The organism is Streptomyces sp. NPDC021115 (assembly GCF_044333065.1).
GTDB lineage: Bacteria > Actinomycetota > Actinomycetes > Streptomycetales > Streptomycetaceae > Streptomyces.
The window spans coordinates 60,090-82,092 of record NZ_JBIRQF010000002.1 but is presented as its reverse complement, the minus strand read 5'-3'; the positions used below and the strand labels follow the sequence as shown (position 1 = coordinate 82,092).

Annotated in this window: 20 protein-coding genes; 8 read left to right on the top strand and 12 right to left on the bottom strand. The window is 71.6% G+C overall.

Going from position 1 to position 22,003, the window contains the following annotated elements; translation table 11 throughout:
* Positions 1–14: 14 nt before the first annotated feature.
* From ACH4TL_RS06045 to ACH4TL_RS06035, 3 genes are read left to right on the top strand one after another with little or no spacing between them, the layout of a single operon-like run.
* The gene (locus ACH4TL_RS06045; protein WP_398311245.1) at positions 15–1,520 is read left to right on the top strand and encodes a sugar ABC transporter ATP-binding protein; all 1,506 of its coding nucleotides are present in this window, start codon (positions 15–17) and stop codon (positions 1,518–1,520) included.
* A 7-nt stretch (positions 1,521–1,527) separates the two neighbouring features.
* Positions 1,528–2,559 carry a sugar-binding transcriptional regulator gene (locus tag ACH4TL_RS06040; RefSeq protein ID WP_398311248.1) on the top strand — a complete coding sequence of 344 codons (1,032 nt, stop codon included), beginning with the start codon at positions 1,528–1,530 and terminating at the stop codon, positions 2,557–2,559.
* Positions 2,560–2,600: 41 nt separating this feature from the next.
* Complete coding sequence (locus ACH4TL_RS06035; RefSeq protein WP_398311251.1) at positions 2,601–3,377, top strand: SDR family oxidoreductase; 777 nt, start codon at positions 2,601–2,603, stop codon at positions 3,375–3,377.
* A 16-nt stretch (positions 3,378–3,393) separates the two neighbouring features.
* On the opposite strand, the gene ACH4TL_RS06030 is transcribed toward ACH4TL_RS06035, so the two are convergent.
* From ACH4TL_RS06030 to ACH4TL_RS06020, 3 genes are read right to left on the bottom strand one after another with little or no spacing between them, the layout of a single operon-like run.
* Positions 3,394–4,197: a sugar phosphate isomerase/epimerase family protein gene (locus ACH4TL_RS06030; protein WP_398311254.1), complete on the bottom strand. Its 804-nt coding sequence runs from the start codon at positions 4,195–4,197 to the stop codon at positions 3,394–3,396.
* Positions 4,198–4,227: 30 nt separating this feature from the next.
* On the bottom strand, positions 4,228–5,148 hold the full coding sequence (locus ACH4TL_RS06025) for a sugar phosphate isomerase/epimerase family protein (RefSeq protein ID WP_398311257.1): 921 nt from the start codon (positions 5,146–5,148) through the stop codon (positions 4,228–4,230).
* Between the two features lie 4 nt (positions 5,149–5,152).
* A complete protein-coding gene (locus ACH4TL_RS06020; RefSeq protein WP_398425208.1) occupies positions 5,153–6,283 on the bottom strand; it encodes a Gfo/Idh/MocA family protein in 1,131 nt (376 codons plus the stop codon).
* Positions 6,284–6,465: 182 nt separating this feature from the next.
* Between ACH4TL_RS06020 and ACH4TL_RS06015 the strand changes: the two genes are divergently transcribed.
* A complete protein-coding gene (locus ACH4TL_RS06015) occupies positions 6,466–7,746 on the top strand; it encodes an ROK family protein (RefSeq protein ID WP_398311260.1) in 1,281 nt (426 codons plus the stop codon).
* Between the two features lie 130 nt (positions 7,747–7,876).
* Here the strand turns inward: ACH4TL_RS06015 and ACH4TL_RS06010 are convergent, their stop codons facing one another.
* A complete protein-coding gene (locus tag ACH4TL_RS06010) occupies positions 7,877–8,059 on the bottom strand; it encodes a hypothetical protein (protein WP_398311263.1) in 183 nt (60 codons plus the stop codon).
* A gap of 14 nt (positions 8,060–8,073) precedes the next feature.
* Here ACH4TL_RS06010 and ACH4TL_RS06005 point away from each other — a divergent pair, with 14 nt between their 5' ends.
* On the top strand, positions 8,074–8,253 hold the full coding sequence (locus ACH4TL_RS06005) for a hypothetical protein (RefSeq protein WP_398311266.1): 180 nt from the start codon (positions 8,074–8,076) through the stop codon (positions 8,251–8,253).
* A gap of 9 nt (positions 8,254–8,262) precedes the next feature.
* Here ACH4TL_RS06005 and ACH4TL_RS06000 read toward each other — a convergent pair whose 3' ends face one another.
* Positions 8,263–9,681 (bottom strand): FAD-binding oxidoreductase, encoded by a 1,419-nt coding sequence (locus ACH4TL_RS06000; protein ID WP_398311269.1) that lies wholly within the window; start codon positions 9,679–9,681, stop codon positions 8,263–8,265.
* Positions 9,682–9,875: 194 nt separating this feature from the next.
* On the opposite strand from ACH4TL_RS06000, the gene ACH4TL_RS05995 reads away from it, so the two are divergent.
* Positions 9,876–10,685 (top strand): hydrolase, encoded by an 810-nt coding sequence (locus ACH4TL_RS05995; protein WP_398311273.1) that lies wholly within the window; start codon positions 9,876–9,878, stop codon positions 10,683–10,685.
* Between the two features lie 304 nt (positions 10,686–10,989).
* Positions 10,990–11,250 carry a hypothetical protein gene (locus tag ACH4TL_RS05990; protein WP_398425174.1) on the top strand — a complete coding sequence of 87 codons (261 nt, stop codon included), beginning with the start codon at positions 10,990–10,992 and terminating at the stop codon, positions 11,248–11,250.
* Positions 11,251–11,952: 702 nt separating this feature from the next.
* Here ACH4TL_RS05990 and ACH4TL_RS05985 read toward each other — a convergent pair.
* On the bottom strand, positions 11,953–12,120 hold the full coding sequence (locus tag ACH4TL_RS05985; protein WP_398311279.1) for a hypothetical protein: 168 nt from the start codon (positions 12,118–12,120) through the stop codon (positions 11,953–11,955).
* Positions 12,121–12,507: 387 nt separating this feature from the next.
* Between ACH4TL_RS05985 and ACH4TL_RS05980 the strand changes: the two genes are divergently transcribed.
* Positions 12,508–13,110: a Uma2 family endonuclease gene (locus ACH4TL_RS05980; RefSeq protein ID WP_398311282.1), complete on the top strand. Its 603-nt coding sequence runs from the start codon at positions 12,508–12,510 to the stop codon at positions 13,108–13,110.
* 76 nt (positions 13,111–13,186) lie between these two features.
* Here the strand turns inward: ACH4TL_RS05980 and ACH4TL_RS05975 are convergent, their stop codons facing one another.
* From ACH4TL_RS05975 to ACH4TL_RS05950, 6 genes are all read right to left on the bottom strand, one after another.
* Positions 13,187–16,369, bottom strand: coding sequence for an amidohydrolase family protein (locus tag ACH4TL_RS05975; protein ID WP_398311285.1), 3,183 nt, complete (start codon positions 16,367–16,369; stop codon positions 13,187–13,189).
* Positions 16,370–16,476: 107 nt separating this feature from the next.
* Complete coding sequence (locus ACH4TL_RS05970) at positions 16,477–17,211, bottom strand: polysaccharide lyase (protein ID WP_398311288.1); 735 nt, start codon at positions 17,209–17,211, stop codon at positions 16,477–16,479.
* 100 nt (positions 17,212–17,311) lie between these two features.
* Positions 17,312–18,316, bottom strand: coding sequence for a TIGR03842 family LLM class F420-dependent oxidoreductase (locus ACH4TL_RS05965; protein ID WP_398311291.1), 1,005 nt, complete (start codon positions 18,314–18,316; stop codon positions 17,312–17,314).
* Positions 18,317–18,327: 11 nt separating this feature from the next.
* A complete protein-coding gene (gene hydA / locus ACH4TL_RS05960; protein ID WP_398311294.1) occupies positions 18,328–19,728 on the bottom strand; it encodes a dihydropyrimidinase in 1,401 nt (466 codons plus the stop codon).
* Positions 19,728–21,098: an aspartate aminotransferase family protein gene (locus ACH4TL_RS05955; protein WP_398311297.1), complete on the bottom strand. Its 1,371-nt coding sequence runs from the start codon at positions 21,096–21,098 to the stop codon at positions 19,728–19,730. The genes hydA and ACH4TL_RS05955 overlap by 1 nt, the downstream gene beginning before the upstream one ends.
* The gene (locus tag ACH4TL_RS05950) at positions 21,095–21,937 is read right to left on the bottom strand and encodes a nitrilase-related carbon-nitrogen hydrolase (protein ID WP_398311300.1); all 843 of its coding nucleotides are present in this window, start codon (positions 21,935–21,937) and stop codon (positions 21,095–21,097) included. Before ACH4TL_RS05950 ends, ACH4TL_RS05955 begins: the two co-directional genes overlap by 4 nt.
* Positions 21,938–22,003: the final 66 nt, after the last annotated feature.

Genomic DNA, 22,003 nt, shown 5'->3' with positions numbered 1-22,003 from the left:
GAGGAGACGCGGCGATGACGAACACCGTCAAGCACCCGGCGCCCGGCCCCGCCCAGGGCCTGGTCGTACGGGGGATATCCAAGCGGTTCGGGGTCACCCAGGCGCTCGACCGGTTCGACCTGGAGGTGCGCCCCGGGGAAGTGGTGGCGCTGCTCGGCGAGAACGGCGCGGGCAAGTCCACCGTGTCCAACGTCATCGCGGGCACCTTCCCCTCCGACACCGGCGATATGACGTGGCAGGGGCGGCCTTACGAGCCGAAGTCCCCCGGCGACGCCATCAGCCACGGCATCGGCCTGATCCATCAGGAGATGCGTCTGCTGCCGGACCTGTCGGTGGCCGAGAACGTGTTCCTCGGGCGGCTGCTGCGCCGGGGCGGGCGGATCGACCGGGGCGAGATGAACCGGCGGGCCCAGGAACAGCTGCGGCGGCTCGGCCTCGACATCTCCCCGACCCGCCTGGTGCGCACCCTGCGGGTGGCCGAGCAGCAGCAGGTCGAGATCGCCAAGGCGCTGACCCTGAAGGCGCGCCTGCTGATTCTCGACGAGCCCACGGCCGCCCTCGGCGGCGAGGAGACCGATCACCTCTTCGAGCGGATCGACGCCCTCCGCGACGAGGGCATGTCGTTCGTCTATGTGAGCCACCGGCTGGAGGAGATCGCCCGCATCTGCGACCGCGTCGTGGTGATGCGCGACGGACAGCTCGTCGCCGCCCATGACACCGCGCAGGTGCCGGTGGTCCAGCTGGTGGAGGAGATGGTCGGGCGCAGCATCGAGCGCATCTTCCCCGACACCGGAACCGCGGGCGCCCGTGAGGTACTGCGGGTGCGGAACCTGACCGGGCCGTCCTTCCAGGACGTGTCGTTCGGCGTCCACGAGGGCGAAGTCCTCGGCATCGCGGGCATCGTGGGGGCGGGCCGCACCGAACTGGTGCGGGCCGTAGCGGGCGTCGATCCGGTGACCGGGGGAACGGTGGCCGTCGACGGCCGGGACCTGCGGCTGCGCGGGCCGAAGGACGCCATCGCCGCGGGCGTGGTGCTGGTGCCGGAGGACCGCAAGGGCCAGGGCGCCGTCCTGGACCTGTCGATCGGCGACAACGTGGCCCTGCCCAACCTCGACCGCATCTCCCGCCGCGGCTGGCTGGGCCCGCGCCGGGTGGCGGCGGTGGCCTCGGAGGCCATCGGTCTGCTGACCGTCAAGGGGCGGCCCGGACAGCCGGTGCGGACGCTGTCCGGCGGCAACCAGCAGAAGGTCGTCATCGCCAAGTGGCTGGAGCGCAGGCCCAAGGTGGTCATCCTGGACGAGCCGACCCGCGGCATCGACGTCGGGGCGCGGGCCGCGATCTACGAGGTCATCGCGGACCTGGCCCGCTCCGGCATGGCCGTCGTCGTGGTCAGCTCCGACCTCGACGAGGTCCTGGGCCTCTCCCACCGGGTGCTCGTGCTCAGCCGGGGGCGGCAGCGGGGCATCCTCCCGGCGGCCGAGGCCACCGACGCCGCGGTCATGCACCTCGCCACGGCATGATGCGGCTATGAATCCCCACAACCGGACCGGCACCCCCGCGACCCGCACCACGCGCATGGCGACCAGCGACGAGCAGCTGCGGCTGATGACCCGGATCGCCCGGCTCTACCACGAGCAGGGCATGCGGCAGCCGCGCATCGCCGAGGAGCTGCACATCTCCCAGGCGCGCGTGTCCAGGCTGCTCACCCAGGCCGCCAAGCTCGGCATCGTGCGCACCATCGTGGTGCCGCCCGAGGGGGTCTTCGCCGAGCTGGAGGAGGAGATCGCGGCCCGGTACGGGCTGCGCGACGTGGTGGTCGTCGATGTCGAGGGCGAGGCCGACTCCGTCATCCCGGCGCTCGGCGCGGCGACCGCGGTCTATCTGGAGACCACGCTCATGGAGGGCGACCGGCTGGGCATCTCCTCGTGGAGCGCCACGCTGCTCGCGGCGGTCGAGGCCATGCGCTCCCGGCCGGGCGGGCGGTTCCTGGAGGAGGTCGTCCAGCTGATGGGCGGGGTGGGCGATCCGCAGGTCCAGGTCCAGGCGACCCGGCTGATGGGACGGCTCGCCGAACTGACCGGTGCGGAACCCGTCTTCATGTCGGCCCCCGGGCTGGTCGCCGGTGCCACCGTACGGGACGCCATCCTCGCCGACCCCAAGGTGAGCAGCGTGGCCGCGGCGTGGAAGAACCTCACCATCGCCATCGTGGGCGTCGGCAGCCTCGAACCCTCGCCGCTGCTGCGCCGCAGCGGCAACATCTTCTCCGACGACGACCAGGAACAGCTGCGCGCGCTCGGCGCGGTGGGCGACATCTGCCTGCACTTCTTCGACGAGCACGGCACCCTGCTCGACACCGAGCTGAACGACCGCGTCATCGGCATCACCCCCGAGGTCTACCGCGCCGTGCCGCGCCGCGTCGCGGTGGCCGGAGGCGACCGCAAGTACGCGGCGATACGGGCCGCGGTGCTGGGCGGCTGGGTCGATGTCCTGATCACCGACCTGGGAGTGGCCCGCAGGCTGGCGGGCCGCCCCGACCGAACCGAACGACAAGCGACCTGAAGCCCGCCGCGGCGGCCGCACCCACCTCTTGAGGAGCTCCCATGTCCGTCCCCCTCCTCCCCTCCTTCCGTCTCGACAACAGCGTGGCCCTGGTGACCGGAGCGGGCAGCGGCATCGGCCGACGGCTGGCGATCGGGCTCGCCGGGATGGGGGCCGATGTCGGCTGCCTGGACCTGCCGCACAGCGATCTGGCCGGTACGGTCGAGGCGATCGGGGCCGCGGGGCGGCGCGCGGTCGCCCTCCCCGCCGATGTGACCCGAGCGGAGGACCTGGCGGAAGCGGTGGCCACGGTCGAACGCGACCTGGGCGCCCTCCGGCTGGCCGTCAACGCCGCGGGCATCGCCAACGCCGCCCCGGCCGAGGACATGCCGCCGGAACAGTGGCAGCAGGTCGTGGACGTCAACCTGACCGGGGTGTTCCTCTCCTGTCAGGCGGAGGGCCGGGCGCTGCTGCGCAACGGCGGTGGTTCCATCGTCAACATCGCCTCCATGTCCGGCACCATCGCCAACCGGGGGCTGACCCAGGCCCACTACAACGCCTCCAAGGCCGCCGTGATGCACCTGACGAAGAGCCTGGCCACGGAGTGGTGCACCCGCGGCATCCGGGTCAACAGCGTGAGCCCGGGCTATACCGCCACGCCGATGAACCTGCGCCCCGAAGTCGCGACGCGCGTCGCCCAGTTCGAGGCGGACACCCCGCTGGGCCGGATGGCGACGGTGGACGAGATGGTCGGCCCCACCGTGTTCCTGCTGAGCGACGCGGCGAGCTTCGTCACCGGAACGGACCTGCTGGTGGACGGTGGGGTCACCTGCTGGTGACCCCACCGCACGGGGTTCAGGCCCAGCGGGACAGGCCCGACGCGGCGAGCCAGGCGGCGTTGCCCGCCAGCAGCTCGAACGGGTCGTGGTCGGTGATGTCGATCTCCGCGACGTGCCAGACCGGCCCGGCCCCCGCGGCGCGGACGGCCGCCGGGGTGTCGACGTCGCCGGTGCCCAGCGGGGTCTGCGGCGCGTCCCGCCGCGCGGGCCCGTCCTTGAGGTGGACGGACACGGCGCGGGCCCCGAGCCGTGTCAGCACCTCGGCGGGGTCGGCTCCGGCCACGGTCGCCCAGTAGACGTCGAGTTCGGCGAGGAGCGCGTCGTCCGCCGAGGCCCAGAACGCGTCGTAGCCGGTGCGTCCGTCGGGCAGCGCCGCCCACTCGAAGTCGTGGTTGTGGTAGCCCAGCCGCAGCCCGGCACCGGCCAGCGCCTGCCCTGCCGTGTTCATGGCGTCCGTGAACGCCGCCACCCGGCCGGGGTCGCCGAAGACGTCCTCGTCGAAGCCGCTGACCAGCCGGGGATGCGGTACGAACACCGTGTCCGCGCCGATCTCGGCGCACTCCTCGGCCAGCGAGCCCACGTCGTCGGGCAGCCCGGCGTGGGTGGCCGAGACCCGCAGGCCCGCGGCGTCCAGCCCGCGCCGCAGCGCCTTGGCCGCCGCCAGCCGGTCCGCGGCGCTCCGGTGCGCGAAGCCGAGGCCGAAGGGCTCGACGTAGCGGAAGCCGATCTCCGCCAGGCGTGCCAGCGTGCGGTCCTGGTCCTCGGCGAGCGCGTCACGGACGCTGTACAGCTGTACAGAGAGCAGACCTTGCCGGTCCATGGCGCTCCTCTCGTGGGGCGGGGCGCGGGCTCAGCCGATGACGAGCGGGCGCAGGGTGCGGTGGGCGATCCGCAGCCCCTGGATCACCTTGTCGTCCGTCCCGCCCCAGACCGGGTCCTCGTGCTCGACGGAGAGCGTTCCGGTGAAGCCGTGCTCGTAGAGCCGGTCGACCACGCGCGTCCAGTCGACCTGCCCGAGACCCGGCACCCGGTAGCGCCACCAGCCGTTGTCCCAGGGGTCGGGGCGATCGACCGCCTTGCCGAAAACGCCGTACCGGTCGATGTCGCCGCTGCCCAGCTCGACGTCCTTGGCCTGGGCGTGCACGATGCGGTCGATGTAGGGCGCGATGGTCTTCACCGGGTCGATGCCGATCCAGGTGAGGTGCGAGGGGTCCCAGTTGAGGTAGAGGTCCAGCGAGAACATCCACTCCCACAGCTCAGGGGAGTAGGCCAGGTTGCCCGGATAGCCGTCGGGGTGCCAGCCCTCCATGACGCAGTTCTCGATGATGACCTTCACGCCGCGCTCGCCCGCGTAGTCGACGAGTTCGGGGAAGACGCGCTCGGCCTCCCGCAGGTTGTCCGTGACGGGCCTGGTCCAGTCCCGGCCGATGAACGTGCCGACGTAGGGCACGCCGAGCGCCGCGGCCGCGTCCACCGCGTGCTTGAAGTGGGTGCGGATCTCCGCCCGGCGCTCCGGGTCGGGGTGGAGGTGGTTCTCGTAGTAGGCCAGCGCGGACAGTTCGAGGCCGTGCTTGGCGAACAGCGCGAGCGTCTCCTCGGCGCGCTCCGCCGGGAAGTCGGCGACGGGCAGATGGCTCGCCTCGAAGTCGCGTCCCCCGGTCCGCGGCCAGACGGCGACCTCCAGCGCCTCGTAGCCGTTGCCGCTCGCCCACTCCGCGATGCGCGGGAGGGACCAGCCGGGGAGACATGCCGTCAGGAACCCGAGTTTCATCTCTTCACACCTCTGTCCACGAGCCGTTACGGGAGGATCGGAGAACCGCCTCGGTGATGCGGGCGGCGCGCAGTCCGTCGTCGAAGGTCGGCAGGCCCTCCGGCCGATCGCCGCCGATCGCGGCGTAGGCGTCGGCGACGAACGCCTCGAAGCACTGCGCGTACCCCTGGGGGTGCCCCGGGGGCAGGACCGAGAGGCGCCGCTGTTCGGCCGAGCCGCGGCCGGGGTCGCGGCTGACGACCCGGGCGCCGTCCTCGCCGCCCAGCCAGATCGTCTCCGGGTTCTCCTGGTCGAAGACCGCGCTGGCCCGCGCGCCGTCCAGCTCGAACCACAGCCGGTTCTTCCGCCCGGCGGAGACCTGGGAGACGGTGGTGGACGCCAGGACGCCGGAGGCGGTGCGCAGCAGCAGCGCGGCGCAGTCCTCGGTACGGACGTCCATGTACTCCTCGGACGCCGACGGCTCCGCGCCCGCTGAGGGCTCCCCGTCCGAGGAGTCCGCCGCGAACGTACCCGCCCCGGCGGCGGGCCGCTTGTCCACGGCGACCGACATCGAGGCGGTGACCTCGGCGAACCGTTCGCCCGACACCCACTCGACCAGATCGCACCAGTGCGAGCCGATGTCGGCGAAGGCCCGGGACGGGCCCCCGGCCACCGGGTCCACGCGCCATCCCGACGCCTGCGGCGAGAGCATCCAGTCCTGGAGATAGCTGCCGTGGATCAGATGCCAGCCGCCGAACTCGCCGTCGATCCGGCGCGCCCGGATCTCCCGGACCAGCGGGTGGTAGCGGTAGACGAAGGGGACGGCGGCCACCAGCCCGCTGCGGCGGGCCGTCTCCGCCATGCGCTCCGCGTCCGCGACGGAGACCGCGAGGGGCTTCTCGCACACCACGTGCTTCCCGGCGTCGAGGGCGCGCAGCGCGTACGGCGCGTGGGTGGCGTTGGGCGAACAGATGTGGACCACGTCCACCGAGTCGTCGTCGAGGAGCGCGTCCAGGGAGGGATAGGCGGGGACCGCCCACTCCTCGGCCACCCGCGCGGACCGTGCGGGGGTGGAGGCCAGGACGCCGGTGATGCGGGCACCGGCGAGCGCCGCGGCCCTGCGGTGGATCGCGCCGATCATCCCGGCGCCGACGATGGCGGTGCCGATTGCTGTGCCGTGCGGTGGTGGGGGTGTGATGACAGCCCTCCCGGGAGGAACATCTGTGCTCGGTTTCGTCCGGCGGTGAGCCTAAGACAGCGATTACCGCCTCACAAGAGATTGAATTCTGCATCTTGTGAGTCATAAAAACCGTCAGAATTGCTGTACGGTGACCGACCATGGGAGCGCAGACGACGGACCCCCGCCCGATACCCCGGCTGTCGGTCGCCGGACTGCGGCCGCAGAACACCGGCGGCCCCGTGCACAGCTCGCTGGCCCGGCTCATCGCCTCGGGCCTCGCCGACAGCCGCGCCGACCTGGTCAAGGCCACCGGCCTGGCACGGTCCACGGTGGCCCGGCACCTCGACACCATGATCGACGCCGGGGTGGTCACCGAGGGCGGAACCGTCACCCGGCCCGGCCGCGGCCGCCCGCCGCTCCAGCTGGCGCTCAATCCCCGGGCCGGGGTGGTCGGGGTGGCCGACGTCGGCGCCCACAGCGCCCGGCTGGCCCTCGCCGACCTGTCGCAGCACGTCGTGGCGCAGGAGGAGGTCGCGCTGGACGTGGCGCAGGGCCCCGAGGCCACGCTCGACCTGCTGACGGAACGGCTGCGCCGCATGCTGGCCGAATCGGCCGGGGCCGACCGCCTGTCCGCCCTCGTCGTCGGCCTTCCGGGGCCCGTCGACGCGCGCGCCGGCACGCCCGTACGGCCGCCCATCATGCCCGGCTGGGACGGCTTCCCGGTCGGCCGGACCATGACCGAACGCTTCGGCTGCCGGACCTTCGTCGACAACGACGTGAACCTCATGGCCCTCGGCGAGGCCCGCGCCCTGCCGGAGGGCGAGGCGCCGCTGCTCTTCATCAAGATCGGCACCGGTATCGGCGGCGGTCTCGTCTCGGCCTCCGGGGAGCTGCACCGCGGCGCGGAGGGGGCGGCGGGCGACATCGGGCATCTGCGGGTGCCCGGCGCCGACGACACGGTGTGCAGCTGCGGGAACATCGGCTGCGTCGAGGCCGTGGCGTCGGCCACCGCGATGGCGGCCCGGCTCGACCGGGAGGACGCGGGCCTCGCCGAGCACGAACGGCCGCGCGGCGCCGCCGACCTCGCGCGGCTCGTCCGCGACGGCCACCCCGGGGCCGTACGCGTCGTCCGCGAGGCCGCGGCCACGATCGGCGAGGTGGTGGCGCTGCTCGTGCATGTCTACAACCCGGCGCGGATCGTCATCGGCGGGGCGATCGCCGCCGCCAGCGACGATCTGCTGGCCCGGATCCGCGGCGTCGTCTACCGCCGGGCGCTGCCGCTGGCCACGCGGCGGCTGTCGCTGACCCAGAGCGTGCTGGGGATGTCCGCCGGGGTGGTCGGCGGGACCGTGGTCGGCGTGGAACACGTCCTCTCCCCCGAGGGCATCGGCGACGTAGTGGCCCATTCCGCCGCGCGCTCCACCGCGCGTTCCTCCTGACCGGCCCCTTGACCCCGCCGGGAAGCCGGTGCTTGCACATGGTCCGTTTCGACGACAGCGGTTTCGTCCAACTCCGTTGCCCCGAGGCGTCGTTCCGTCGCTGCCCCGTGCCGTGGCGCCCGACGCCCCCTCACACCGGGAGAGACCCGTGCTGCTCGCCGACCCCGAGGTGCGGGTCGTCGTCAACATCACCCCGCCCGAGCGCCGCGTCGAGCGGATCGGTGTCACCGTCGCCACCCACGCGACCGCGGTGCTCCAAGTTCGCCTCCGGCGCGCTGGCCACGGCCATGTACAGCTTCGACGTCCGGGACACCGCCCTCCCCCACGGTGCTGGACCTCGTACGCCACCTCGGCGGCGACCTGCACCGGGCCTCCGCCGACTTCGCGTTCCATGTGCTGGAGGTCCTGGAGCGGCTGGACGGCATCTCGCCGGAGGACGGCGCCGTAGAGATCACCAGCACGGTGAAGCGCCCGGCGCCCCTCCTCGACGCCGAGGGGAAACGCTGACCGGGCAGCTCAGGGGCGGCGCGACGCGGCGGTGAACAGATTCTCGGGGTCGTACTCCCCCCGGATGCGGTCCAGCCGCTCCTCGTGGCTGCCGAAGAGGGCGGGCCGCAGGGCCTCGGCCTCCTCGCCGAGCCCGGCGAAGTTGACGTACGTGCCGCCGGTCGAGAAGGGCACCATGGCGTCCCACGTCGAGCGCGCCCAGCCGATGGCGGTTTCGTCGAGCCGGGCATCGTGCCAGGTGGCGTCCATGCTGACGTTGACGCGCGCGGAACGGTGGGCGTACGCGCTGTCGTCGGCGGGAACGCGGGCGATGGCACCGCCGAGGCTGCGGATGACGATCAGGCTCTCCGGGGTCGGCCGCCGGGCGTCGTGGTCGACCAGGGTCCTGATCGCCTCATCGGTCAGCTCGTCCAGGAAGTGCGACTTCATGTAGTAGCGCCCGCCGTCGGGGAACATCCCGTCCGACATGCGCTGCATCGCCACGTACGGCATGGGCCCGCTCAGGTCGGCGAGCGGCGTGCCCAATTCGCCCAGGGGTGCCAGCGCGGCGGTGGCGGCGTCGTCCTTCACCGGTCCGGCGTACAGCCCCAGCACCACGACGGCCTTCGAGCCGTGCAGTTCGTGCGGGATCCCCGGGTCGGCGGGGACGCTCCACAGGGCGAGCTCCGGCGAGACGGTGTCCGGGACGGCGCGTACGGCGTCGCGGAAGTTCCGCAGCACGGTCCCGGCGTCCTCGTACGGGTAGAGGAGCAGCGCGGCGGAGACCTCGGGGCCGAGCGGGTGCAGGCCGAACTCGAAGGACGTGACGACGCCCAGGCCCCGGCCTCCGCCACGGACCGCCCAGAACACCTCGGGGTCCTGATCACGGCTCGCGGTGCGCACCCTGCCGTCCGCCGTGACGATCTCGACGGATCGCAGACCGTCGCAGCTCAGCCCGTGGGCGCGCATCAGGTGCCCCATTCCGCCGCCCAGCGTGAGTCCGGCGACACCGGTGATCGAGACCTCGCCGCCGGGTGTGGCGAGCGCGGACAGCTGTGTCTCACGGTCGAGTTCCCCCCACGTCACCCCGGCCTGGACGCGTGCGGTGCGCGCGTCGGGGTCGACGTACACGCCCTTCATCCGCGAGAGGTCGATCACCAGCCCGTCGTCACACACCGCGCTGCCCGCGACCTGATGAGCGCCGCCACGGATGCTGACGACGGGGCGGTACGCGCGGGCGACCTCCACCGCGTCGACCACGTCCGCCGTGCCCGCGCACCGTGCGATCACGCCGGGGTGCCGGTCGATGAGCCCGTTCCATACGGCGCGCGCCTCGTCATAGGCGGGATGTGCGCGATCGATCACCTCGCCCCGGAGCGATTCGCCGAGCCGTTCCGCGATCGCCTGCTCCCGCGCGGCCTGTGCTGTGTCCCGCTGCTCCTTCGGCATGGGGTGTCACCTCATCCGGCGCCCATCGTCCGTTATGTCCCACCCCCTCTTCCCAGGCTAGGCCAGGAGCGGCGGCCGCACACAGGGCCGCCGCCGACCCGACGGGTTCCCGATTTGTCATGTCTCGGCTAACGTGACGAACGAGCTTGGGAGCGCTCCCACACCCCTCTCGCCCATCCCCGCCGGAGGACCCGATGACCCTCGTGTCGCACCGCCGCCGCACCGTGTCAGCCGCCGTCGCCGCCCTGGCCGTGACGGGCCTCGCCGCCCCGGCCGTCTCGGCCGCCCCCTCCCCCGGGGCCGCGGCGGCCGCCTGCAACGCCACCGGATTCTGCGAGGACTTCGAGTCCCAGAGCGGCACCACCCCCGCCGGGCGCTGGACCACGACGGTGGCCAACTGCTCGGGCACCGGCACCGCCACCGTCGACTCCACGGTGGCGCACACCGGCACCAAGTCGGTGCGGGTGACCGGCCGGGCGGGCTACTGCAACCACGCATTCGCCGGGACCTCCCTGTCCGCCCTGCCGGCGACCGGCGACCTCTATGTGCGCTTCTGGGTCCGCCACACCACCGCGCTGCCCGCCCAGCACGTCACGTTCGCGGCCATGAAGGACCCGAACGACAACGGCAAGGATCTGCGCATGGGCGGCCAGAACAAGGCCCTCCAGTGGAACCGCGAATCGGACGACGCCACCCTCCCCGCCCAGTCCCCGGCGGGCGTCGCGCTCTCCACCCCGCTGCCCGTCAACACCTGGACCTGCCTGGAGTTCCGCCTCGGCCGCGGCGCGGGCCGCCTCGACACCTGGGTGAACGGCGCGCTCGTCACCGGCCTGGTGGTCGACGGCACCCCGACCCAGGACGTCGACCAGCAGTGGCTGGCCCGCGGCGGATGGCGGCCCGCCCCGACCGATCTGCGGCTGGGCTGGGAGAGCTACGGCGAGGGCGACGACACCCTCTGGTACGACGACGTGGCCGTGGGCACCTCCCGCAACGGCTGCGGCTGACGCCGCGCGCACGCATTTCCCGCCACCCGCACCGAAAAGCCCCTTCCGACCGGAAGGGGCTTTCGGCATTTCCGGATTGGCGCCAACAGCGGCTGCCCCGCTAGAATTTGAGTCGGCACCAAGAAAAGGGGAAGCAGTGGCAGTTCGCTTTGTTCAGGTTCCGGAAACCGAGAAGAATGAGGAAGGAGTTCAGGAAACCGTCACGCCGGTCGTGGTAAACGGACAGACGGTCGAGACGCGAATCTATGGGCGCACGGTAATTTACTGCGACCTCGAACCCGATGTCACCACGGATGTCCATTCGGTGGAGATCGTGGTTCCCACCTGGGTCGAGGAGGAATACGAGACCGGCGAGCAGAACGAGGACGGCAGCAACACCATCGCCATGCGGCAGGCCCTGCGTCCTGAGCGCCGGACCGTGGACCTGGGCCCGGATTCCCTGAAGGCCCTCCAGGAAGCGCTCCAGCCCTTCGCCGTGGTCTCCCGGCCCTCGGAGGAGCCCGCCCCGAAGAAGCGCGGCCGCCCCGCCAAGAAGGCGGCCCAGACGCCTCCGAGCGCGAGCTGAATCCGCAGGGGCGGGACCGAAAGCGGCCCCGCCCCCGCGCATTCCGGCCGGAATCAGCCCCGCACGGTTCACCTCCGCGTTCCGGATGAGCTCTACCGAGCCAATCCCCTCCAGGTAAAGGAAGGTCATTTTACGGTAGCAGCACAGGCAACGGCGCCAGGGAGACGAACACAGGGAGGGGGATACACAAAGGTTGAGCCGGCGTGGCCTGTGGCTGCTCCGCGAACTCGCCGACGACTTCGGATACGCACCGATCAACGGGGGCAAACAGGCGTGGATCCGGATCGACACGGGTGCTGTCCCCCGCTCTATCGACTGCCGCACCGACAGCGCCCACGCGGTGTTGGCCAGCCAGGCAAGGTACCGTCCCAGATGTCCGGCCAGGGCCGCCGCCTGCTCCGAGCTCAGCCCGTCCGGCTCGGAGGACGTCCGCGCCGCATCGACCTGCGCGAGAAGCGAGTTCACGAGCATGTGCGCACAGGTAACGGCGGCCGTACCGTCCAACCGGCCCGCGAGAGCGGCTTTCGACAAGCGGTGGAGTGCCTCCGGATGAAGGGCGGCGCGGGCCCCTGTGCCCGAAGCGACACCAGTCAGCTCCTCGACGCGGTCACGCACAGCGTTGCCATCGCCGGCCACCACCGCAGCGTCGAGCTCGCGGAGGTAGGCGAGCAGGACCTCGTCAGCAGCGATTCGGCCGGGCAGTCAGCAGGCCAGCGCCAACAGCATCGCCCCGATCCAGCCGACCACCACCCAGGCTCGGAAGGCGATATGGGCATCAATCTCGCGTAATGACGGCCGAGCGCTCGACGCCGGGAACGCAAGAGCGAAAATCACCGCCTCGCCGGTCAGGATGGTCGCGAAGAACGCCACGCTGAACTATGCCGAAGCGATGATCCCGTCATTCCCGACCGGAGCCGCCACCGCCAGTGGCACGACGCACGCCACGGCCACCGCAGACACCCACGGCCCTAACTGCCGGCGCGGAACGCGCCACCGGATACTTCCCGCTGCTGGCATCGTGCCTCCCCGAAGGCTGATCGCCTCTGCCGTACTGCGCCATCCTATGAATCACGACTCACGGAAGACAGGCGGCCACCACACAACGGAACTCCGCGACCTGGCGATCCGCAGACCTGTCCGCGTCCAGGTAGCAACACCCTCTGCACTGAGGCGGTGGGCATGGCACGCGCCGGACAGCCTCGTATCGAATCCGCTACACTCCGTCACGAGTCGCGTGATCGGGACAGGATGCGCATCATGACAGCGATGATCGAGCATCCGGCGACCGTGACCACCGACGAGGGTCCGGAGGCGTTCGAGCGACTGTGCCGCGACCTGGAGCGGGCCAGCGCCGCCCTCCCGGACGGCTATCGCGCGGAGATTATCGGGGGAAAGATCGTCATGTCGCCGTGGTCCCAGGGCGTCTACAACGATGTGCTGGACTCCCTGCTCGACCAGCTGACACCGCACGTCCCGGCGGGCCATCGGGCGCGTACCACACCGAACCTGTATCTCTTCCCGGAGTCCGCCCGCGCGTATGGCCCGGATCTGCACGTCGCGGACCGGGCGGCCACTCGAGTCCGGAGCATTCACCTGCCGGGGTCGGCGCTCGCCTTGGCCGCGAAGCAGACGTCCGTCTCCACCAGGGAGGTGGACTGGGGCGAGAAGGTGGAGGTGTACGGCAAGGCGGAGGTGCCGGTGTACGTCCTGCTCGACATGCAGGAGGGCACCGTCACGGTGTTCCACGACCCGACGCCGGATCTCGGCTACCGGCAGCGCTCACAGATCAAGTTCGGTGAGGAGATCGGCGTTCCGGCGCCTTTCGGATTCACGCTGCGCACCGACGGCTGGGAGAGCTGAGCGGCCCGGTGTGCGGTGCCGTTCGTCGCCCGGGCGGCGAACGGCACCGGGCTCGGTACCGAGTTGGGCGCGCGTGTCAGCAGCAGGAGGTGTGCGTGTGCTCCTCCCGGTGCCACCAGTAGCGCTCCCGGGCGGGTTCCTGCGGTACGTCCGGGGCCGGGGCCGCGGCCGGGCGCGCGGAGGCGGCCGTGGTGGGCCGGGACGACGGACGGTCCGCGACGAGATCGTCCACCGAATGCACCACGCCTCCGACCACCACCTGCCGCACCGCCGCGGCGGCCGCGATGTCCCGCAGCGGATCGCCCTCCACCAGGGCCAGATCGGCGAGTTTGCCGGGTTCGACGGTGCCGAGATGGGCGCTCAGGCCCAGCGTCCGCGCACCCGTGACGGTGGCGGAGCGCAGCGCCTGGAGCGGGCTGGCGCCGTAGCGCACCATGGCCTGGAGGTTGAGGTGGTAGTAGATGCCAGGGGGAACCAGGGGGCTGTCGGTGCCGACCCCGACCTGGGCACCGCCCTCCAGCAGCCTGCGCACCGTCGCACCGTGGCGTGCCACGAAGGCCAGCAGGTCGGTCGGCTTCTGCTCCCGGGCGTCCGCCACGCCGGTACGGAACTCCTCGTACTCCGCCTCGGTCAGCAGTGACGTCAGCCGCTGGTCGCCGACGGCCCACGCGGCGTACCGGTACAGCGCCGCCCGGGTGGCGGGCAGCCCCGCGCCGGAGAGGCCGAAGGTCGGGGTGAAGGCCATACCGGAGGCGATGAGCGGTTCGGTCATGTCCTGGTAGGCGTGGCCGAGATGGGTCTCCTTCTGACGGCGGCCGTAGCGGCTGGTGCCGCCGAGGTGTTCGGTGCCGTCGGCGCCGAACCCGAGCGGGCCGAACAGGTAGTGCGAGGTGGCGCGCAGCCCCAGCCGGTGCCCCGCGCGCACGGCGGCGCGCTGGAGCGGGTACGGAAGTCGCACATACGTCTTGACCAGGTCATGGCCGAGTGCTTCGGCCTTGGCCAGTTCGCGCGTCAGCTCTTCCTCTCCGGTGACCGGGCGTCCCGAGGAGTAGTAGATCCGGGAGCCGTCGATCAGATCACCGGCCGCGAAGACGCGCGGTCCGGTGCGGCGGCCGGAGCCGATGGCCTCCTTGGCCTCGACCGCCGCGTAGTGCGCGGTGCCCGGCGAGCGCAGCGAGGTGACGCCGAAGGACAGCCACAGCCTCATGGTCTCGGACCGCGCCCAGGGGCCGTGTTCATGAACGGCGATCAGACCGGGTATCGCGGTCAGGTGCCGTGCGTCGACCGTACGGTCCCCGCGGACCGTTCCGGGCTCGGCCAGTCGCTCGACGCGGTTGTCCTTGATGACGATGTCCACATCGCGCCGCAGTGTCGCGGCCGTGCCGTCCCAGACGGCGCCGACTCGCAGCACGGTCCGCCCCGAGGGCCTGGTCCGCCGCCAGGTCAGCCCGGCCGGGACCGTCCTGGCGCGGCCGGTGCGCGCGTCGGCGCGGCGCAGACGGCCGTCGGAGAGGTACAGCAGGGACGCCGAGTCGGCGCTCCAGCTCGGCGCGTCGGCCGTCTCGCGGTTCAGCCGCCGGGCGGTGCCGGTGGGGCGGCCGGCCGTGTCGAGGGCGCTGAGGTACAGGGTGCCGCCGACGACGTACGCGGTGTGCCGGCCGTCCGGCGCGTGGACGGGCCCGGCGTCGATGCGGTTGGCGAGGGACTTCGCGGGCACCGGCTCGTCGTAGTGGGTCTCACCGGTGGCGAGGTCGACGGTCAGGATCTGGTTGGCGCCCTCCCGGTACCGGGGGGTGACGGGCACCAGCGCGGCGCAGGACAGCCGGGTGCCGTCGGCCGAGAAGGTGGGCCTGCCGGGGGCGTTGAGCGGTCCGGTGACCTTGCGCACGGTGCCGGAGGAGACGTCGACGGTGTGCACGGTGCCCGCCGCGAGGCAGAAGGCGACGGTCCGGCCGTCGGGGCTGTAGACCGGACCGTACGCCTCGCCCCGGAGGCTGGTCAGCCGGCGGTTCTCGCCGCTGTGGAAGTCGTGGGTCCACAGTTCGACGGCGTCGCCTCCCCGGTCGCTGACGTACACCAGGGCGGAGCCGTCCGGGTGCCATGCGGGGGCGGTGTTGAGGCTCCCGTCGGACACCACGGCCTTGGGCGCGGAGCCGGTGCGCGCGACCCAGATGTCGCCGAGCGCGGCGAAGGCGACGCTGCGGCCGTCCGGCGAGAGGGAGGGGCTGACGATGCCTTTGACCTGGCGGGGCGCGGTGGAGTCGAGGTCCGTCGCCGCGGGCCGCTCGTGGACGCGGGGCACGGTGAGGTGGGCGGTGAAGGGGATGTCCCGCACCTTTCCCCCGCGCGGGGCGGGGCCGCCCAGGGTGCGGCGGCGGACCTTTCCGTCGGCGGTGTAGAACACCTCGTCGCCGGACGGCCAGCGGGCCGCGAACGGGAACACGTCCTCGCCGTCGTCGGACACCGTCTCGCCGTCGACGACCAGGCGGGCCGCCGCGGAGGTGAGGTGGACGTACGCCAGGCGCCCGCCGTCCGGGGAGAGCGAGGGGCCAGCGACCCGGCCTTCGGCGACGGTGACGAGCGTGGTGCGCTTTCCGTCGGCACCGGCCTTCACCACGGTCCGCGGGGCGTCGCCGGTGCCGCTGGTGAACACGATGGCGGTGCCGTCGGGGTGCCAGAAGGGCTGCGCCTCCTGGGCGGTGGCGTCGTCGCCGGGCGCCGCCCAGACGCGGGACGCGCCGCTGTCGAGGTCGAGTACGTGGATCGCGTAGCGGCCCTCGGTCTCGGCCGCGTAGGCGACGCGCCTGCCGTCCGGGGAGAAGCGCGGCTCGCGGTGGTCGGCCGCCCCGGACGTCAGCCGACGTGCCCCGGTGCCGTCGGCGCGCGCCAGCCAGAGGTGGAAGTTCCCGTCGGTGTAGCCCTGGTAGACCAGGTGACGGCCGTCGGGCGAGAAGTCGGGTTCGGTCGCTTCCTGGTCGATGCCGGTCAGCCGGGTCGCCTCACCACCGCGGGCGGGGACCGACCACACCATGTTGAGCAGGTCCAGCACCACCGTCCGGCCGTCCGGCGACAGGGCGGCGGAGGCGTTGGTGGCCTCACCGACGACGATCCGCCGGGCGCCGTCCCCGGTCTCCTCGGCGCCCTCGGCCGCGTGCGCCACGGAGTCGGTGCCGGTCAGCCGGCCGCCCAGCCACAGCGACCCCGCCCCTGCCGCCGCCGTGCCGCTTCGCCGGATGAGTGTCCTGCGTGAAATCCCCACCGCTGTGCCCTTCTCTCGAAGATCGCGATTGTGCTGCAACCTAAAGGCCGAGTCAGGCACGGGGAAAGATCAAGGAAATAGGTGTTATCTGAAATTAACCAGTTCCGTCAGGCCCAATTGGCCGGTTCGGCCAGGGAGTAGGACGAGGCGATGCGGTGCTGGTCGTGGAGGATCGTCAGCGTCGAGGGGCCCGCGGGGGTGCCGTCGCGCCAGGCCGTGCAGTAGATGCCGCTGGACCAGCGGATGGTGCGCGAGGTGGACGGCAGCAGGGTGATACCGGTCGTGCTGACGGTCTTCTTGCCGTTCAGCCAGACCTCGAAGGCGCCCTGGCCGCTGTCGGCGAGCTTGAGGCGTACGACGATACGGATCCAGGTTCCGCGCAGATCGGCGATGGACCCGACGGTGCCGGAGACCGCGCGGCCGCCGTACTGGATCTTGTTGCCCATGACGAACATCAGCAGCCAAGGGCCCTCCGGATCCTCGGGGGAGAACTGCTGGAAGGTGACGTTCTGATCGTGGAACCGCCAGCCGGAGCCCAGGTAGATGGCCTGGCCGTAGTAGCGGTCCTCGTCGACGCTCTGCGCTCCTTGCCGGATGACTTCGCTGTGATAGCCACCGGTCTCGTTGATGTAGGTCTGGGTCGCCGCGATGGCGTCGGCGCCCTTGTAGGTGGGGTTGTCGACGGTGGTGATGGTGCCCTGCTTCTGGGCGTAGCCCTTGTCCCAGCCCGCCACACTGCCCCGGTTCTGGAAGAACACTCCCTCCGGCAGGTCGGCGGCGGCCGCCCGGCCGGAGGGAGTGATCGCGGCGAGGGGCCCGGCTAAGCCGAGACCTCCGAGCACTGTAAGCGCCTGTCGTCTCTTCATGCCCGGAGATGATGGACTCGACCTCGCCAAGGGTCAAGAAGTGTGCCCGAAGAGATCCGATGACTGACCGGCCGCCCTATGCGGTCAGGGCTGGGATGACCTCGGTGCCGTACGCGTCGATCGTGCGCTCCTTCGCGTCGTGCATCGCGTACACCGCGAACTGGTCCACGCCCAGTCCCCGTAGCGTGCGCAGCTTTTCCACATGGGCCTCCGCCGGGCCGAGCAGGCAGAAGCGGTCGACGATCTCGTCGGGGACGAAGGCCGTGTCGGGGTTTCCGGCGCGGCCGTGGTGGCTGTAGTCGTAGCCCTTGCGCTGGGCGATGTACTCGGTGAGGGATTCGGGGACGGCGCCGGAGTGTTCGCCGTAGCGGGAGACGAGGTCGGCGACATGGTTGCCGACCATGCCGCCGAACCAGCGGCACTGCTCCCGGGCGTGGGCCACGTCGTCCCCGATGTACGCGGGCGCGGCGACGCAGATGGTGATCGCGTCCGGGTCGCGCCCGGCGTCGGCCGCGGCGGCGCGGACCGTGTGGACCATCCACTCCGTCAGGAACGGGTCGGCGAGCTGGAGGATGAAGCCGTCGGCCTTCTGCCCCGCGAGGGCGAGGGCCTTGGGCCCGTACGCGGCCATCCAGACCGGCAGCCGGCCGCCGTCCTTGATCCAGGGAATGCGCATCGGGCTGCCGTCCACCACGGCCTCCCGGCCCTCCGCCAGGTCGCGGATGGCGTCGATGGCGTCGGACAGCCGGGCGAGGGTGTTCGGGGTGCGGCCCGCGACCCGCATCGCGGAGTCACCGCGGCCGATGCCGCACACGGTGCGGTTGCCGTACATGTCGTTGAGGGTGGCGAAGGTGGAGGCGGTCACCTCCCAGGTGCGGGTGCCGGGGTTGGTGACCATGGGGCCGACGGTCAGCCGCTCGGTGTGCTCCAGGATGCGGCTGTAGATGACGAACGGCTCCTGCCAGAGCACCGCGGAGTCGAAGGTCCAGCCGTAGCGGAAGCCGTTGCGCTCGGCGCGGCGCATCAGGTCGACGACGTCCGACGCGGGCGGATCGGTCTGCAGGACGAGTCCGAAGTCCATAACCTGGCCTCCTAGCTGAGGTACTGACAGGTCGAGCGGCGGACGAACTGGCCGTGTCCGGCGCGGCCGGTGTAGGCGCGTCCGTCGATGACCGGGAGGCCGCGCGAGAGCACGGTCTCGACCTGCCCGGTGATCCGCTTGCCCTCGTAGGCCGAGTAGTCGACGTTCATGTGGTGGGTCTCGGCCGAGATGGTCTGCTGGGCGGACGGGTCGTAGATGACGAGGTCGGCGTCCGAACCCGGGGCGATGGTGCCCTTCTTGGGGTAGAGGCCGAACATCCGGGCCGGGGTGGCGCAGGCGATCTCGATCCAGCGGCGGCGGGTGATGTGGCCGTCCACGACACCCTGGTGGAGCAGGTCCATGCGGTTCTCCACGCCCGGCATCCCGTTGGGGATCTTGGAGAAGTCCCCGCGGCCCATCTCCTTCTGGCCGGTGAAGCAGAACGGGCAGTGGTCGGTGGAGACGACCTGGAGGTCGTTGGTCCGCAGCCCCCGCCACAGCGCGGCCTGGTGCTCACGCGGCCGCAGCGGTGTCGAGCAGACGTACTTGGCGCCCTCGAAGTCCGGTTCGGCGAGGTTGTCGGTGGACAGGAACAGATACTGCGGGCAGGTCTCGCCGAAGACCGGCAGCCCCTTGTCGCGCGCCTGCGTCAGCTCCGCGACGGCCTCCTCCGCCGACACATGGACGACGTACAGCGGCGCCCCGGCCACCCGCGCCAGCTGGATGGCCCGGTGGGTGGCCTCGGACTCCAGCAGCGCCTTGCGGACCTCGCCGTGGTAGCGGGGATCGGTCCTGCCCTCGGCGAGGGCCTGTTCGACCAGGACGTCGATGGCGATGCCGTTCTCGGCGTGCATCATGATCAGCCCGCCGTTGGCGGCGCCGCGCTGCATGGCGCGCAGGATCTGCCCGTCGTCGCTGTAGAAGACGCCGGGGTAGGCCATGAACAGCTTGAACGAGGTCACGCCCTCGTCGACGAGGAGGTCCATCTCCTTCAGGGAGCCCTCGTCGACATCGGAGAGGATCATGTGGAAGGCGTAGTCGATCGCGCAGTTGCCGCCCGCCTTCAGATGCCAGGCGTCCAGCCCCTCGCGCAGCGCGTGGCCCTTGGTCTGGATGGCGAAGTCCACGATGGTGGTCGTACCGCCCCAGGCCGCGGCCCGGGTGCCGGTCTCGAAGGTGTCGGCGGCGAAGGTGCCGCCGAACGGCATCTCCATGTGGGTGTGCGGATCGACCCCGCCCGGGATGACGTACTTGCCGGTCGCGTCGATCGTACGGTCGGCGGTCCAGCCGCGCGCGACATCGCTGTCGGACGCGGCCAGCGCCACCACCCGCTCGTCCTCGACCAGGACGTCGGCGTGGATCTCCTCGGCGGCGGTGATGACGAGCCCGCCGCGGATCACGGTACGAGGCATCAGCGCGCACTCCTTCCCGGCTGGGGGCCCGATTGGACTTGGGTGGCTTGCAGGGCGGCCGTGCGCAGGGCGGCTTCGAGGATGTCCGCGCCCTCTTCGGCCTCCGCCACGGTGAGGCTCAGCGGCGGGGCGATGCGCAGGACGCTGCTGTTGTGGCCGCCGCCCTTGCCGAGGAGCAGCCCGCCCTCGCGGGCGGCCTCCAGCACGGCCGACGCGGTCTCGGGCGACGGATCGCCGGTGCCCGGCTCGACCAGTTCGACGCCGATCATCAGCCCGCGGCCGCGTACCTCGGTGACGGCGTCGAGCCCGGCGCAGGCCGCGCGCAGCCGCTCGATGAGCAGCCCGCCGACGCGGCGGGCGTTGCCCTGGAGGTCGTGCTCGACCAGGTGGTTGAGGTTGGCGAGACCGGCGGCCATGGTGACCGGGCTGCCGCCGAAGGTGGAGATGGAGTTGGCGCCCAGGCAGTTCATGACCTCGGCGCGGGCCACGACCCCGCCGATCGACATGCCGTTGCCGATGCCCTTGGCGAAGGTGAGGACGTCCGGCGGGCCCGCGGCGTCATGGGCCTGCCAGCCCCAGAAGTGGTCGCCGGTGCGGCCCCAGCCGGTCTGCACCTCGTCGGTGATCCACAGGATGCCGTGCCGGTCCAGCACCTCGCGGAAGGCGGCGAACAGCCCGTCGGGCGGGGAGGTGAAGCCGCCCACGCCCTGGATCGGTTCGGCGATCAGCGCGGCGACGTTGCCGTGCGCCTGGCCGAGGATGTCTTCGAGGTCGGCCACGCACGCGTCGATGAACGCGCCGTCCGACAACCCGGCGAACGGCCCCCGGCCGCGCACCCCGCCGTGCACGTACAGCGTCTGGAGCGGCGAGATGCTGGTCGGCGACCAGGAGCGGTTGCCGGTGATGCCGACCGTCGAGAACGACCGGCCGTGGTAGCTGTTGCGCATCGCCAGGATCTGGTTCGAGCGGCGGTACGTGGTGGCGAGCAGCATCGCCGTGTCGTTGGCCTCGGTGCCGGAGGTGGTGAAGAAGACCCGGGCGTCCGGGATGCCGGACAGCCGCGCGACGCGCTCGGCGAGGTCGACCATCGGGCGGTCGAGGTAGAGCGTGGAGCTGTGCAGGATGCGGCCCGCCTGCTCGGTGATCGCCTTGGTGACCTCGGGGAGGGCGTGGGCGGTCATCGTGGTGAGGATGCCGCCGAAGAAGTCGAGGTAGCGGTTGCCGTCCGCGTCCCAGACGTGGCGTCCCTCGCCGTGGGTGATCTCGATGGGCCGCTGGTAGTAGAGCGCCAGCCAGTCCGGGAGGACGGCCCGGTGGCGTGCGTACAGATCCTCGCCGGTGGGGGCGCCGGTGGGGTGCTCGCCGGTCATGGCTTCACCAGCTCGTCGTAGGCGTCGGGGCGGCGGTCCCGGTAGAAGGCCCATTGCTGCCGCACCTCGTCGACGAGGCCGAAGTCGAGGTCCCGGACGACCAGTTCCTCTTCCTTGTCGCTGGCCACGTCGCCGACGAACTGGCCGCGCGGGTCGACGAAGTAGCTGGTGCCGTAGAAGTCGTTGTCGCCGTACTCCTCGGTGCCGACGCGGTTGATCGCCGCGATGAAGTACTCGTTCGCGACCGCGGAGGCGGGCTGCTCCAGCTGCCACAGGTGCGAGGACAGTCCGCGGGAGGTGGCGGACGGGTTGTAGACGAGCTGCGCACCGGCCAGCCCGAGCGCGCGCCAGCCCTCCGGGAAGTGGCGGTCGTAGCAGATGTACACCCCGACCTTGCCGACGGCGGTGTCGAACACCGGCCAGCCCAGGTTGCCCGGCTTGAAGTAGTACTTCTCCCAGAACCCCTTGAGCTGGGGGATGTGGTGCTTGCGGTACTTGCCGAGGTAGCTGCCGTCGGCGTCGATCACGGCCGCGGTGTTGTAGTAGAAGCCGGACTGCTCGACCTCGTACACCGGGACCACCATGACCATTCCGGTCTCCCGGGCCAGCGCCCGCATCCGCCGTACCGTCGGCCCGTCCGGGACCGGCTCCGCCCACTGGTAGTGCTCCGGCTCCTGCACCTGGCAGAAGTACGGGGCGTTGAACACCTCCTGGAAGCCGATCACCTTGGCTCCCTGGGCGGCCGCCTGCCGGGCGTACTCCTCATGCTTCGCGATCATCGATTCGGTGTCGCCGGTCCAGGTGCACTGGACGAGCGCGGCACGTACGACGTTGGCCATGATCAGCTCCTTCACAGCAGTGCTCCGGGGGCTTGCCCCCGTCGTCAGCCTGTGTCTACGCACGTA